Genomic DNA, 14,772 nt, shown 5'->3' on the forward strand with positions numbered 1-14,772 from the left:
GGAGCCATGTGGGATTTCAATATCAGACAAGCTCTCGGACTGTTGGGCCGAACATTGCCTTTCGTGCTCCTGCGTGCTGCCGTCTATTTCGGAATCACACTGCCCTATATTCTGGCCACCGGCGCCGGTATCGGGGTCGGCTGGGGCGTTGGCGCCTTCGGGGATGACGAGTTCCGCGCGACCGCGATGGCTTGGGGCGGCATGGCCGGCTTTGGCCTGACCGGCGCTGTAATGTACTGGCTTCGGGAATACATTCTCTACATCGTCAAGGCAGGCCATGTCGCGGTTCTTGTCGAACTGATCGACGGCAAGCCCCTGCCGGAAGGACGCGGCCAGATCGCCCATGCAACGGCCGTGGTGAAGGAGCGCTTCGGCCAAGCCTCACTGCTCTTCGCGCTGGACCAACTGGTCAAGGGAGTCATTCGCGCCGTCATCGGCCTTGTGCGCGGTGTATTGTCCATCCTGCCGATCCCCTATGTCCGGCAGTTGATGGGCATTGTGCAGGCCTTCCTGCGTGTGGCGGTGGGCTTCATCGATGAGGTGATCCTCGCCCATGCCATCCGCACCCGCTCGACCGATCCCTGGGGATCCGCACGCGAGGCGCTGGTGCTCTATGGCCAGAACTGGAAGGCGATGCTCCGGAACGCCGCCTGGCTGACGCTCTTCACCTATGGTCTCGCCTTCCTGATCTTCCTCGTGATGCTCGCCCCGGCAGCGGCACTGGTCTACGTCATGCCCGGCGCCTGGTCGGCAGGCGGCTTCGTTTTCGCGTTGCTGTTCGCCTGGAGCGTCAAGGCTGCCTTTCTCGAGCCCTTCGCCGTCACCTGCCTGATGCAGGTCTATTTCAGGATCACCGATGGCCAGGAGCCCGACCCTGAGTGGGATGCGCGGCTGGAGCAGATGTCCTCACATTTCCGCAAGCTGAAAGAGCGCGCCGGTGCCCGCTTCGGGACAGCGCGCGATGGAGAAGCCGCATGAGATCTCTTGTGACCGCCGGGCTTATCGCCCTGACATCCGCCCTTGCGCCGGCGGCACTTGCCCAGGAGCGCCCCAGCACGATCCTTGTTTTGGACGCCTCGGGGTCGATGTGGGGGCAGATCGATGGGATAAACAAAATCACCATCGCGCGCGATGTCGTCGGTGACATTGTGTCGGATTTCCCCGCCGATCAAAATCTCGGTTTCGTCACCTATGGCCATCGCGAGCGCGGGCAATGCGCGGATATCGAGACCTTGGTCGAACCCGCGCCCGGCACTGCGGCAGAGATCGCCGGCATCGTTGAAGGGTTGAACCCGAGGGGCATGACCCCGATGACCGATGCCGTCGTCACCGCGGCTCAGGCGTTGCGCCACACCGAACAGGCGGCGACGGTGATCCTGGTTTCCGATGGGATCGAGACCTGCAATCCTGATCCCTGCGCCGCCGCCCGCGCCTTGGAAGAAGCGGGCGTAGATTTTACCGCCCATGTCATTGGCTTCGATGTGCGGGGCGAAGCCGACGCCCTGTTGCAGATGCAATGCATCGCCGAGGAAACCGGCGGCCGCTTCCTGACTGCCGACAATGCCCAGGAACTCAACGAGGCCTTGCGCGAGGTCACTGCCGCGCCTGCCTCAGGGAGTTTCACCTTCACCGCAAATCTCGGAGGCGAGGAGATCGGCGACGAGACCGTCTGGGAGCGGCCAGCAGCGCCACTGGAGCTTCCGCTTCTGTCCGGCGAGGTGATCTGGGAGATATCGGATACTTCGTTCAACATGGTGCAGACCGGCACCGCGAACCCCTTCACCACGGACCTTCCGTTCGGCGAGTATATCGTGACGGTCCATTCGACGGCGCAGGACGACTTCTCGCAGACCGAGGCCAGTTTGGCGTTGGACAGCGCGCGCAATGTCCACGCCATTTTCCCGCCCATCACGTCGCAACCGCCCGCCGCCCAGGTATTCGGCCCGGCACAAACCTTGGTTGGATCCGCGTTTACGGTGAGCTGGGAAGGTGAGGGACTGGCTCCGCGTGATTATGTGACAATTGTCCCCGCCGACGCCGAAGACGGAGCCTATGCGGACTATGACCGGCTGGAGAACCGTACCGAAGGCGAGCTTCGTGCACCTGCCGAGCCCGGTCTCTACGAAGTGCGTCTGCAATTGGACGCGGGGGACCGCGTGCTCGCCCGCACCCCGGTCGAGGTGGTCGATGCCGAGGTTGCTGTCTCCGCGCCGGCTCAGGTCGTTGTCGGGTCGGCTTTCCCGGTCACCTGGCAGGGTGAGGGCCTGCACCCGCGCGACTACGTGACGATCGTTCCCGCCGGCTCGGCGGACGGAACCTATGCCGATTACGATCGCATGCAAGGTCGGAGCGAGGGCGAGCTTCGCGCGCCTGCCGAGCCCGGCCTCTACGAGGTGCGCCTGCAATTGGACGTGGGGGACCGCGTGCTCGCCCGCACCCCGGTCGAGGTGGTCGATGCCGAGGTTGCTGTCTCTGCGCCGGCTCAGGTCGTTGTCGGGTCGGCTTTCCCGGTCACCTGGCAGGGTGAGGGCCTGCACCCGCGCGACTACGTGACAATCGTTCCCGTCGGTTCGGCGGACGGTACCTATGCCGACTACGATCGCATGCAAGGTCGGAGCGAGGGCGAGCTTCGCGCGCCTGCCGAGCCTGGCCTCTACGAAGTGCGCCTGCAATTGGACGTGGGGGACCGCGTGCTCGCCCGCACCCCGGTCGAGGTGGTCGATGCCGAGGTTGCTGTCTCCGCGCCGGCTCAGGTCGTTGTCGGGTCGGCTTTCCCGGTCACCTGGCAGGGTGAGGGCCTGCACCCGCGCGACTACGTGACGATCGTTCCCGCCGGCTCGGCGGACGGAACCTATGCCGATTACGATCGCATGCAAGGTCGGAGCGAGGGCGAGCTTCGCGCGCCTGCCGAGCCCGGCCTCTACGAGGTGCGCCTGCAATTGGACGCGGGGGATCGCGTACTCGCCCGCACCCCGGTCGAGGTGATGGATGGTAATGTTTCGCTTGACGGACCGGACAGGGCGCGGGCCGGCGCCGAGATCACGCTATCCTGGACCGGTGCCATACATCCGCGCGATTACATAGCCATCGTTCCCGGCGGCACGCCCGACGGCGAGCAAAGTGGCTATCGCCGCATTCAGGACGGAGAGCAGGCCACGTTCACTGCACCCGCGGAGCCTGGTGCCTATGAAATCCGCTACCATTTGGACCGCGGCGATCGGGTCATGGCCCGGCGACCGCTCGAGGTGCTGGCGGCGGACGCGCCGATAGACGAGGGTGTCGGGCTCATGGTTCCTGGTACAGCAAGGCCGGGCGACATCGTTACGGTTTCGTGGACAATCGAAGCTGGCGATGCCGACCGGCGCGTGGCGCTGGCACGAGCTGATGCGCCCGACTTTACCTGGATTACAGTCCATCGCGTGGGCGACGAAACCGAAACGGTAATCAAGCTCCCGGACGAGCCGGGACAATACGAAGTGCGGTTTCTCGACCTTCAAAGCCAGAGTGTTCTCGGACGCGCGATGATCACGCTCGGCGAATGATCTACGAACACATCAAAGAATCCGGAGAACCCAAGACCATGCTCAGATCAGTTATCACTGCATTTGGCTTACTCGCCCTTGCCGTACCCGTCATGGCTGCAGAACCGGGGGGAGCGGCGTCAGGGACGATCGCAGGCGAAGAGATAGAACTGTCGGTCTGGACAGAGCAGTCCGACTTCACGTCTTCCAGTTTTTCGATCTATTTTCGAGCACCGGCACTGAGGGAGCGCGGTCTGGGCAACTTATCCCTCGGCGCAGAGTGGATCGGCGATCTTGATGGTGACTTCTTTTCCGCAGAAATCGATATCCCAATTCTCGATACCGATCCGTATCGCATCTACCGTGCGGACTTGGACGATGAACTCTCCCTGACAATTACGAGCGCCTCGCACCAAGGCGGTGTGCTGGCGATCGCGGGCCAGGTGCAAGGTGTTCTAACGAGTATGGACCGGATTGCACTTCGTAATCCTGATCCCGACGATACTCTCAGCGTTAGCCTGACGTTTGAAGCCGTATTGGGTGAGTTGCAGTGAGGACCGCGGCGCTTTCCCTAATTGCGATCTGCCTGTCCGCGCCTGTGTTGGCCGATCAACCGGGTGGGGATATGACTGGGTTCCTGGAAGAGACGCCTGTTTCATGGCGGATCGACGCCGAGCGGTCAGAATACCATTTCGAGAGCGAAGGCATTGGCTCTCTGCGGATTCTTGCCGAACCGCAGGAGGTGCCATCGGGCATCGGTTCCGTTCGGTTGATGGTGATGGTGGCCGATGGCACCACAAGTCTTCTCGAACTGCGGCTCGAGGACGAAGATGGAAATCCCGCTCTTGGACTGTCAAGCGAGGCCGGGGGACAGGCAATGCTCGAAATCGACCGCGACAAGGACGGTTCACTTCGTTTCACCGGCGTGATCGAGGCAGGCCTGATGGCCCACCCGATGTCAGGGCGAACTGCCGGCGGGCGACAAATGCTGGTTCTGGATGTGGATGGAGGCCGGATCACTGCTACCGGGCACTAGCGGTTTGCAGTAGGGAGGAAAAATCCAATGAGACCGGTCATCGTTTTGACAGCCATTTTGTCCTGCGCTGCCGTTCCCGGACAGGCGCAGCGCGCGGGCGACATTTCGGACCTTTGCGGAACGTCCTCGCCGGCAACGTGGCAGGGGCTGCGGGAACACTTTGTGGGTGACTGGCGCGTTGATCACTTGTCCGGCTACGTCCATGCCGGCAGGATGGTCATCCCCATGGAGCCTTCCCCCGAAACAGAGATCATGTCGATCTGGGTACTGGGCGAGGATCTGCTGCTCGACCATGCGGAGATGACCGAGCCGATGGTTATCACCCTTGCCGACGAAGGCCGTTGGGTGATCGAGACCAACCATCCCGAGATCCCCGACCCGGCACTGACGCCGGACGAAGCCGTGCTGGCATGGGCCGGAGACTGCGATCAGGAGGATCTGCCCCGTCTCATCGGTCAGAGCCATGTGGCCATGGCGGGCTCGGTCATGGACATGACGCTGCGCATGCTGCCCGTAGACATGGACACGATCTACGCCATCCTTGAGATCGAGGGTGCCGCCCAGGACCAGTATGTCGTCGCGCGGCGTGTGGTCTGGCTGAACCGGGCCGGCGAATAGGAGGCATTATGAAACGATATCTCGCCACTCTGTTGGCTGCGTTGATCTTCCCCGCGGCAGCGGCGGCCCAATCTGAGATCGCATTGGCGGGCTGACCAGCAGAACGCGCTGTCTATACATTGGCGACCGAGGGCGACGAGTATGCCATCACGCTCGTCCCGGCTCGGACGCGCGCCGGGTTTTCCTCGGATCTCTATCTGCGGCTCACCACGCCTCAACGCGACTATTGGTTTGTATTCGACGTCGCCGCGTCGCAGGGAAATATAACGCTCAATCCGGTCGGCGATCCCTACGCGTCCGAAGCGCGTGCAACCGGTCCGGCAAACACCATCGAGGCCTTTCGTTCCCGCTGGCCGGATGCGCCGATGGATGAACTGCCGTCACTACTACGCTTCTATGCGTTGGATGCGGAACTGGGCTTTACCTTGGCGCAGCCGCAACAGGGGCAGCCGGCCCCACCTTGGCTGCTGATGCCGGAGTTGAACACGGCACTTTGGTATCACTTGCCTGCATTGACCGACGATCCGAGAGCCGAACGTGACCCCATGCCGCGGGGTATCTTCCGGCTAACGGCCTGCCTCGACACCACCCCACCCGCAGCTTTCCCGTGATACCGAAGTTGGCCGGGAGCGCTTTTCAGTTCCTCCCGGCTTCAGCCCCTTTGAACAAACGGGGCGGAGTGCGTAGCGCAGTGCTATAGGCTCCGGCACGAGGGTTGAGGAATACCGTCGCGTGACGGCGAGTGGAGAACTTTCAACCATAGCGCAGGGAAGGTAAACCCGACGATGAAACTTTCGCGTATTTTGCTCGCAGCCTGCATGTTTGCGCCGCTCGCCGCTCATGCCGAGACCCCGAAGGACCGCACGGTTGCCGTGATCGAAGAGGCTGGTTGTGTCCTCGATGCCTCGAACGTGAACGAAGTCCTCGATGGTCTCGGACTCAGCGACGAGGAGTTCCGCGTTATCGGCGAGGAACTCGTCGCCGAAGGTTTGGCAGATGTTTCGGAAATGGGCGTGTTCCGGCTTACCTCGCCAGATTGCCCTTCCACACCCCTCAACGCACATGCCGGGACCCCGAAAGATCGCACAGTTGCCGTGATCGAGGAAGCCGGTTGTGTGCTCGATCGCTCAAACATCAACGAGATCCTCGACGGCCTTGCGCTCAGCGATGAGGAGTTCCGCGCTATCGGTGAAGAACTTATCGCTGACGGTCTGGCAGAAGTTTCCGAAATGGGTGCGTTCCAGCTTACCACGCCATTTTGCGTATCAGCGGAGTGAGGTGGGCTGGCGCACCGCGAGGGGGGATGGGCCGTCAAGGGGCTGCGCGACGAGGATATACCGCCCTTTGCCTCCTCGGAACGGGAGAATCCGTCCGTTCCGGAACTCGATGAGCCGACGATCACGCAGAGGGCGACGCCTGCTGGCCGTGAGCCGGTCGGGGACTACGGGTATACCGGCTTGTCGCCGCGCCGCCATTCGGTGTTCTTCCTGCGGCAAGACCCGGCTGTAACGACGGTGCGACATATCTGGTACAGGGTTTGTTTGGTGGGGAGGCCTTCCCCCTGGTCGGCACTGCGTTGCCGACACCCCCCTTCGAGCGGGGGATCCCCCCCGCAACACCGTATCCGTCCGGTGTAGGCGCGGTCTCAGGCGTTTTTGGCCTGCCAGTTCCAAGGCATAAGATTGTCGATGCGATTGATTTTGTGCTCAGGCAGGCGCTGGAGGACCCATGTGAGCCATGCTTCGGGGTCGACGTTGTTCAGCTTGCAGGTTTCCACGAGCGTATAGGCGATTGCAGCCGCTTTTCCGCCGCCGATTGACCCCATGAACAGATAATTCTTTCTTCCCAATGCCAGTTCCCGTTCATTCTGCCCATGTCGGCCAAGTTTATCGGGTTCATTATCAATGGCATGCCTATTTTGGCTCGGACGTGAAGGTTTTCCGCACGCTCAGTCGCGGTGATGGCCAACATGTCGGTCTCGAGCGCGATCCAGGTATAGCGATCCTTGCACCCGCCTGGATTCTGGATGCTTCTGTATGTCAGGGTTTCGATCTTGGTGAACCCGTGGTGTCCACGGAGGCGCTTTACGATCTTCATTCGGTTCTCCGGCACCTCGGTTTCCGGCGAAGGTTCCAGGGTGACGACTCACCCATGGAGGCCCCGAATGACGCATCACAGATCCCCGACACCAACCCAGTTGCCACTGCCGTTGGCACCGGCGCCACTGCTGACGGAACCGGAATACCGGTCGATCGTGACGGCGCTGGCGCAAGTGCTCCTGACCGCAGCAAAATCGGATCCGGAAAGGCACAGCGATGAATGACATGGCCCTCGCGTTTCCACCGGAACTGCTGAAGCGTCAGGCGGTGATTTATGTACGCCAGTCGACGCAGAGCCAGGTCATGACGAACCTCGAAAGCCAGCGTCGGCAATATGATCTTGTCGAGATGGCCCGCGGGTATGGATTTGCCGGGATCGATGTCATCGACGACGATCTTGGTGTATCAGCCAGTGGCTGTCAGGCCCGCCCCGGCTTCGAACGGCTCGTCGCCATGTTGTGTTCGGGGTCGATCGGCGCGGTCTTCTGCCTGGAAGTGTCGCGTCTGGCCCGCAATGGGCGCGACTGGCACCATATGCTGGAGCTTTGCGGCCTGGTAGATGCGCGTGTCGTGGACCATGACGGCGTCTACGACCCTCGCCATCCAAATGACCGGCTGCTTCTTGGCATGAAGGGCAGCATCAGCGAGTTCGAGCTCGGCGTCCTGCGCACGCGCATGGTTGAAGCCGCAAGGGCGAAAGCGCGCCGGGGTGAACTGCGTTATACCCCGCCGATCGGCTACCTGTGGGATCGCGACGCCGGGGTGATGTTCGATCCCGATCTCCGCATCCAGGAGGTCATCCGGCAGCTTTTCCATCGGTTCCGTGAGCTTGGAAGCGCCCGGCAGGTTCTTCTGGCGATGTCGAGCGAGGGCATTCACTTTCCTCGACCCTCCGATGGCATTCGACTGACAAGTTTCGAATGGCAGCCCATTCGGTATCGCAACGTGATCAGCGTCTTGAAGAACATGTTTTATGCCGGGGTCTACGCCTATGGTAAGACCGGGCGGCAAGCAAAAATCCGAGACGGCCGCGCGCATGTCACCTACAAGAACCGCAAGTCCCCTGAAGATTGGGATGTTGTGATCAGGGATCACCATGTCGGCTATATCGATTGGGAGGAATATGAACGCAATCAGGCGCAACTGGCCAAGAACGCTTTCGGACGTGCTGGCGGGAGCAAATCCGGTCGCGGCGGCGGTGCGCTCCTTGCCGGTCTCCTCTGCTGTGCGAGATGCGGGCGGCGGTTGCATGTGGTCTATACAGGCCGCACGCCGCGCCCCGTCTACCGCTGTGACAATCCAAACCTTCTTCTCGGACAGAAACGCTGCATCACCTTCGGTGGGTTCCGCCCAGACAAGCTTATTGCAGACGCTGTTCTCGAGGTTGTCGCGCCATTTGCCATCGATGCCGCCATCGAAGCACGTGCAATGTTGAACCAAGCGGCCGAAGACAAGCGGTTGGTGCTCGAGATGGAGTTGCAGCAAGCCAGATACGATGCGTCCCTGGCGGAACGACGCTATGCCGCTTGTGACCCTGATAATCGCCTTATCGCATCAGAACTGGAGAAACGGTGGGAAGAAGCCTTGGGACGCGTTCGCAGTTTCGAACAGCGTCTCGATACGGATTTTGCAGCAGCACCGGAGGTGGATGTCACGCGCCTTGAAGGGCTGGCGCAGGACCTTGAGACAGCCTGGACAGCTCCGGCGACATCCATGCGCGACAAGCAAAGATTGATCAGGACACTGATCGAAGACATCGTGGCGGATATCGACGACCATACAGGAGAAATCGTTTTGGTCGTCCACTGGAAAGGCGGCCGGCATACGGAATTGCGTGTCAAGAAACCGAAGACCGGTGAACACAATGCCCGCACCAGTGAAGAGGCTTTGGGGATCATCCGCGAGATGGCGGGACGCTGGTCCGATGAGGCGATCGCTGCCTGTCTTAACCGAATGGGAATATCGACTGGTCAGGGCAAGACCTGGAATGCGAAACGCGTTTCATCCATCCGGCGTGTAAATGATATTCACGGATACCTGTCTGCCGACAAGGATGGCCCGTGGTGCACCATGACCGAGGCGGCGAAAGAGCTCGGTGTGACCAATCACGTCATCCGCAAGCTGATAAAGGACGGTATTCTGCCCGCAAATCAGGTGGTCGATGGCGCACCGTACCAAATACAGACAACTGACCTGCATTCGGATACCGTCAAAGCCGCCCTTTCACGAAAAGGACGCCCGTGTCGCGCTAAGCTCGACGACCAGCTATCAATGTTTCCAACCACTTACGAAGGGGGTGCATAATGACCAACCAACGGCAATAGGTCTGATCGAGCGCTCACAGGTGTTGTTGTCCAGCTCGCGATGCCCGTCGCTGAGATAGCCCCGCGCTTTAGGCATGCGGTTCAGCGCGTAGCGGATCGTTTTGGCCAGTTTGGTTTTGCCGGAGATCTTGCGTAGCTGTGCCTGTAGCCAAAGTTCCAGATCGTCGAAGACCGGCTTGGCCTTGGCCTGCCGCAGGACCACGCGCTCTTCTGGAGATATCCCCCGTGCCTCTTTCTCCACAGCATAGAGCTGTGCAATCTGTTTGATCGCCTGTTGGGCGATGGGGGAGCCAGTGCGCTCGACCTCATCGACAAATTTGCGGCGCACATGGACCATGCAGGCCTGTTCGTCAGCCTTGCCCTTGCCGAACAGGCCATTGAACCCGGCAAAGCCATCGGCATGGACCGTGCCGGTATAGCCTGCAAGATGGTTGGCGGGGTGTTCGCCCTTTCGATCGACGCTGAACTGATACCAGGCGCAGGGGGGTGCTGCCCCGCACCACGGGCGTTCGTCCCGGACATAACTCCAGAGCCGGGCGGTTTTGGTTTTTGTCGTGTTGGCGCGAACCTGCAGTTTTACGGGGGTATCGTCCGCAAACAGGGCGGGCCCCGCCCGGACCAGTTTGCCGATGTGCTCGGCCAGAGGCTCCAGCAGGGCCGTTGTGCGCCCAACCCAGTCGCTCAGCGTGGAGCGATGCAGATCCACGCCTTCGCGTGCGTAGATCCTGGATTGCCGCTCAAGCGGCAGATGATCGCAATATTTGCCGACCAGCATGTGCGCCACGAGGCCAGGGCCGGGCCGTCCGCGCTCGATCAGGCGCGATGGCAGCGGGGCCTGGGCGAAGGCTTCACAGCAGGTGCAGGCCATGCGCGGGCGGATGAAGCGGCGCACCACGAAGTGACCGGGGATGTAGTCCAGCTCTTGGGTGATATCCTCGCCCACCTGGCGCAGGGTGCCGCCGCATCCAGCACATGCCTCACCGGGTGACTGGACCTCATCCTGCCGATCCAAATGATCTGGCAGCGGCTTGCGGCTGTGCTGGCGCTTGTTGGGTGGGGCCTCTTCATGAATGGCCGACTGTTCGGTGTGTTGATCCTCTGCCGCCCGCGCGATCTCATCATCTTCTGACAGATCCAGCGCCAGTTGATCCATACCCTCTGACTTCGCGCCAAAGCGCGCCTTGCGATGGCCGTGAAGTTCAGCCTTCAGCTTCTCGATCTGGTAGGCTTGAGACTGGATGTGCTGGAGCATTTGCGCGCTGACAGTGCGCAACTCATCAGGGTCTTCGGGCAGGGATTTGAAGGCCTCCAGCATGGCGCAATTTATACCCGAGCGCCCCCTGCGAGGGAACGCAAAACTGCGCTAAATCCCATGTTTTGTTGACAATTTATGTCACCCCGCGACCAGTGGTCGCCAAGTCTTTTGTGGTGTCCGCCAGTCGATTCCTTCGAGTAACATCGATAGCTGCGACGGGCTCAGGCTGACTTTGCCTTCCTTGGCAGCGGGCCAGACAAACCGGCCCCGTTCCAGCCGTTTTGTAAATAGGCAGGCCCCTTGGCTATCCCACCAAATTATCTTCAAAAGATCACCCCGGCGACCACGGAAGACGAACATGTGGCCCGAATATGGATCCTCGGCCAAAACCTGTTCAGCCTGTGCCGCCAGCGTATTGAAACCGCGCCGCATGTCCGTGACGCCAGCCGCCAGCCAAACCCGCGTGTTGCTTGGCACCGGGATCATTGCGCCAGTGCCTCAACCAACGCCGAGATCGCTGACAGCGCCGTCGGACCCTCCACCAATATCCGCCGACCATCCGACAACGTGATGTCCACGCGCTGCGCGGTGATCGGATCCGTCGACGGAGTGCGCGAAATGGGTGCCACCATGACAGGCTCCATGCCCGCAACCTCGACAGGAAGAAAGGTCGCCCCTTCAGGCGCCGACAAATCCGCAGCCTGATCCTCTGATGCAAACCGAGGGTCGCGAAGCCATTTATGGATCAGGTTGGTGTTCATCGCGTAGCGCCGCGCGACCTGCGCAACCGAGACACCGGGAACCCGCGCCTGCGCGCAGATCGACCGCTTCTCATCGTCTGACCAGATCCGCTTCTTCTGGCCCTTCTTGCCCGCCATCGCCCACCTCAAGATGTCCACTATCGATGGTGGACATCTAGCAGGCACTCCATCTCCCCGTCAGAGCGGGGAAACCGGACGGATACTGTGGAAGCAAGAGGACGCGAAGTCCTTCATACTGCTTCGTAAATCGTTGTCTGCGATGACCGTTGCTTCCTGTGCCGTTTAATCGGGATCATCGCATCAATGCCAGCCTGGCTCCCGCTGTCGACCTTGCGTCTCGCAAATGGACCGAGACTACCTCCAGGTGCAGCCGCTCGACAGCGATGAGCGTGAACTCCGTATTCCTTCCTAGACAGTTGCAGTGGCCACATAGATGCCCTCATGGGAGTGGCTTCCGGGTTCTCAGGCTTGCACAGTGCGCAAGGCGAATGGATAGTCAACGAACACATTGATATTACGTGGAAAAAGGAAAATCCGCGCAATCTCACGCAGGGGCTGCTTCGCAGTCGTGAGCGGAAACGATGGCCCGCACGAATCAGAACGCAGGTTCCGGTCTTCCGACCGCGCTGCTAAGGTCGACAAAGAGAAACGGAATCCCGATGGCGTCGAAATCCACCCTCAACGCAAAGAACCTGGAGGCGCTCGGCACTGAGCGTCTGGCGCAGCTACTGATCGAGATCAGCACCGGCGATGCTGCAGCCAAGCGCAAGCTGCGCCTTGCCCTTGCTGGAGCGGAGGGCCCGAGGGAGGCGGCGCGGGAGATCACCAAGCGGCTGACCAGCATCGCGAAGGCGCGGACCTTCGTGAACTGGCAGAACCGCAAGCCGCTGGTGAAGGATCTTCAGACCCAGCGCAGCGCCATCATGGAACAGATCGCCCCGCACGATCCTGGTGAGGCGCTGGCGCTTCTGTGGCGGTTCATGGGACTGGCCACGCCGGTGTTCGAACGCTGCGACGACAGCAGCGGCACTGTCATCGACATCTTCCACCAGGCCTGCGCCGATCTGGGCGAGGTGGCCAACGCGGCTGATGCGGCGCCGGAGGCACTGGCGCGGCAGGTTCTCGATGCGCTGCAGGACAACGGCTTCGGTCAGTATGACGGTCTGATCGCCATCATCGCCCCGGCGCTGGGCCCCAACGGCATCGGGCATCTGAAGACACTGGTCGAGGAACTTGGGCGCACGCCCGTGCCGGTGCCGCCGAAGAGCGACTGGCAGGCCGTCGGCTGGGGCAGCGGCGGCACGCGCTATGCCCACGAGATGGAAGAACGCGCGCGGCAGAGCACGGTCGAAATGGCGCTGAAGGACATCGCCGACGTCCAGGGCGACGTCGATGGCTTCATCGCGCAGTACGACCCAAAGACCCGCAAGGTACCGAAGATCGCGGCCGAGATCGCGCAGCGCTTGCTGGCGGCTGGCAGGGCAGGGGACGCGCTTGGCTTCATCGAGCGGGCCGAGGTGGACCATGCGCGCTGGATCCCACCCGAGTGGCAGGACGCCCGACTTGCCGCGCTGGAGGCGCTTGACCGGAAGGAAGAGGCGCAGGCATTTCGCTGGGCGTGTTTCGAGCGCGACCTGTCGGGTGAGCACCTGCGGGCCTATCTGAAGCGGCTGCCGGATTTCGAAGACATCGAGGCCGAGGAACGCGCGATGGCGCATGCAGCTGCCTATCCCGAACTGTTGACCGCCTTGGCCTTCTTTCTGAACTGGCCATCGCTGGCCCACGCCGCGCGCCTGCTGATCGACAGGCAGGACGAGGTCGATGGCGATCACTACGAATTCCTGGCGCCGGCGGCCGAGACATTGGCCGAGAAGCATCCGCTGGCCGCGACGGTGGCGCTGCGGGCGATGATCGATTTCACGCTGACCGAGGGAAGGCAGAAGCGCTATGGCTATGCCGCCCAGCACTTGGCGACCTGTGCCGACCTGGCCGGACGGATCGAGGACTTCGGACCGGTCGAGCCGCACGAGGCTTATGTCGCACGCCTGAGATCAGCACATGGCAAGAAGACCGGCTTCTGGGGTCAACTCGCATGACGCGAGCATATGACATCATCCCCGACATTCACGCGGACATCGACCGCCTGACATCTACTCTCGAATGCCTCGGCTATGTGCAGGGCAGTGCGTCGTGGTTACATCCAGAGGGACGCATCGCTGCATTCCTCGGCGATTTCATCGATATGGGCCGTACGAACCGGTCTGTCCTGACCCTCGTTCGCGCGATGCGCGATCAGGGACATGCCGTGGCGATCATGGGCAACCATGAACTGAACGCGCTGCTCTACCATCGTCCTGGTCTGAATGCCGATGGCACAGACGATGGATACATGCGGGCGCATTCGGCAAAGAACAGAGACCAGCACCAGACGTTCCTGGATGAATTCCCTGTTGGGCACCCGGACACGAATGAGATGTTGGACTGGTTCCTGTCGCTGCCCTTGTTCCTTGATCTGGGCGGGATGCGTCTGGTCCATGCCTGTTGGGATGATGCACGCATGGCCACGATCAGGAACCGCCGCCCGAACGGCCTTCTGGCCACAGAAGACCTGCAAGAGATCGCTTTGGAGAATGATGCCACCGGTTTCGCCGAAGCTGTCCTGACGACGCTGAAGGGACCGGAAGCCGAGCTTCCTGCGCCGCATTATTTCCATGACATTAAGGGGCACCGGCGCACAGCGCTTCGGCTGAAATGGTGGCAATCGGGCGCCATGACGTGGCGCGACGCGGCCCTGTCCGTGCCAGACCCCGAAACGCTGCCCGCGACGCCAATTGAGGGTGACGTAGCATTTCGCGCTTACGAGGCCGAGGCGAAGCCAGTGTTCTTCGGGCACTACAAGCGGTTGGGCACACCGACCATCGACGCCCCCAACGCGGTCTGCCTCGACTATCCCCGAGTGACCTGTGCCTATCGTTGGGCTGGTGAAGCAACGCTGGATCCACAGAACCTGGTCGTGCTCGACTGACCCGCCGTGAATGATCACTGTGCTACCGGGAAATCATGTCGCCGACCATTGGAAGCATGGTGGAAGCACGAGGGTGAAAACCGCTACGCAATCCTGACAATCCGCGCGCAGGCCGCTCTCGCGACCCCGGCTC

General features: G+C 61.5%; 13 protein-coding genes and 2 pseudogenes. 11 read left to right on the forward strand and 4 right to left on the reverse strand.

The window, feature by feature from the left end:
• Positions 1-6: 6 nt before the first annotated feature.
• The 7 genes from PAE61_RS05465 (at position 7) to PAE61_RS05495 (ending at position 6,452) form a co-directional block, all read left to right on the forward strand.
• Entirely contained in the window at positions 7-978 is a 972-nt protein-coding gene (locus PAE61_RS05465; protein WP_271114345.1) for a hypothetical protein, read from the forward strand.
• Positions 975-3,542, forward strand: a complete 2,568-nt coding sequence (locus PAE61_RS05470; RefSeq protein ID WP_271114346.1) for a VWA domain-containing protein — start codon at positions 975-977, stop codon at positions 3,540-3,542. The genes PAE61_RS05465 and PAE61_RS05470 overlap by 4 nt, the downstream gene beginning before the upstream one ends.
• Positions 3,539-4,075, forward strand: coding sequence for a hypothetical protein (locus tag PAE61_RS05475; protein ID WP_271114347.1), 537 nt, complete (start codon positions 3,539-3,541; stop codon positions 4,073-4,075). The genes PAE61_RS05470 and PAE61_RS05475 overlap by 4 nt, the downstream gene beginning before the upstream one ends.
• Positions 4,076-4,146: 71 nt before the next feature.
• On the forward strand, positions 4,147-4,557 hold the full coding sequence (locus tag PAE61_RS05480) for a hypothetical protein (RefSeq protein WP_271114348.1): 411 nt from the start codon (positions 4,147-4,149) through the stop codon (positions 4,555-4,557).
• Between the two features lie 225 nt (positions 4,558-4,782).
• A complete protein-coding gene (locus PAE61_RS05485; protein WP_271114349.1) occupies positions 4,783-5,175 on the forward strand; it encodes a hypothetical protein in 393 nt (130 codons plus the stop codon).
• A 119-nt stretch (positions 5,176-5,294) separates the two neighbouring features.
• Positions 5,295-5,786, forward strand: a complete 492-nt coding sequence (locus tag PAE61_RS05490) for a hypothetical protein (RefSeq protein ID WP_271114350.1) — start codon at positions 5,295-5,297, stop codon at positions 5,784-5,786.
• Between the two features lie 174 nt (positions 5,787-5,960).
• Complete coding sequence (locus PAE61_RS05495) at positions 5,961-6,452, forward strand: hypothetical protein (protein WP_271114351.1); 492 nt, start codon at positions 5,961-5,963, stop codon at positions 6,450-6,452.
• 368 nt (positions 6,453-6,820) lie between these two features.
• Here PAE61_RS05495 and PAE61_RS05500 read toward each other — a convergent pair.
• A pseudogene (locus PAE61_RS05500) lies at positions 6,821-7,036 on the reverse strand (transposase domain-containing protein); the annotation flags it as partial.
• A gap of 303 nt (positions 7,037-7,339) precedes the next feature.
• Between PAE61_RS05500 and PAE61_RS05505 the strand changes: the two are divergent.
• A complete protein-coding gene (locus PAE61_RS05505; protein WP_271114204.1) occupies positions 7,340-7,498 on the forward strand; it encodes a hypothetical protein in 159 nt (52 codons plus the stop codon).
• Entirely contained in the window at positions 7,491-9,578 is a 2,088-nt protein-coding gene (locus PAE61_RS05510) for a recombinase family protein (RefSeq protein ID WP_271114205.1), read from the forward strand. The genes PAE61_RS05505 and PAE61_RS05510 overlap by 8 nt, the downstream gene beginning before the upstream one ends.
• Before the next feature lie 6 nt (positions 9,579-9,584).
• Here PAE61_RS05510 and tnpC read toward each other — a convergent pair.
• From tnpC to tnpA, 3 genes and pseudogenes are all read right to left on the reverse strand, one after another.
• Positions 9,585-10,913: pseudogene (gene tnpC / locus PAE61_RS05515) on the reverse strand (IS66 family transposase); the annotation flags it as partial.
• 78 nt (positions 10,914-10,991) lie between these two features.
• Positions 10,992-11,339, reverse strand: a complete 348-nt coding sequence (gene tnpB / locus PAE61_RS05520; RefSeq protein ID WP_088238992.1) for an IS66 family insertion sequence element accessory protein TnpB — start codon at positions 11,337-11,339, stop codon at positions 10,992-10,994.
• Complete coding sequence (gene tnpA / locus PAE61_RS05525) at positions 11,336-11,731, reverse strand: IS66-like element accessory protein TnpA (protein WP_271114353.1); 396 nt, start codon at positions 11,729-11,731, stop codon at positions 11,336-11,338. The genes tnpB and tnpA overlap by 4 nt, the downstream gene beginning before the upstream one ends.
• A gap of 542 nt (positions 11,732-12,273) precedes the next feature.
• Here tnpA and PAE61_RS05530 point away from each other — a divergent pair.
• Together PAE61_RS05530 and PAE61_RS05535 are read left to right on the forward strand one after the other, a co-directional pair.
• Positions 12,274-13,710: a DUF6880 family protein gene (locus PAE61_RS05530; RefSeq protein WP_271114354.1), complete on the forward strand. Its 1,437-nt coding sequence runs from the start codon at positions 12,274-12,276 to the stop codon at positions 13,708-13,710.
• A complete protein-coding gene (locus PAE61_RS05535; protein WP_271114355.1) occupies positions 13,707-14,639 on the forward strand; it encodes a metallophosphoesterase in 933 nt (310 codons plus the stop codon). The genes PAE61_RS05530 and PAE61_RS05535 overlap by 4 nt, the downstream gene beginning before the upstream one ends.
• Positions 14,640-14,772 lie beyond the last annotated feature (133 nt).

The sequence above is a fragment of the Paracoccus aerodenitrificans genome, assembly GCF_027913215.1.
In the GTDB taxonomy this organism is placed as follows: domain Bacteria; phylum Pseudomonadota; class Alphaproteobacteria; order Rhodobacterales; family Rhodobacteraceae; genus Paracoccus; species Paracoccus aerodenitrificans.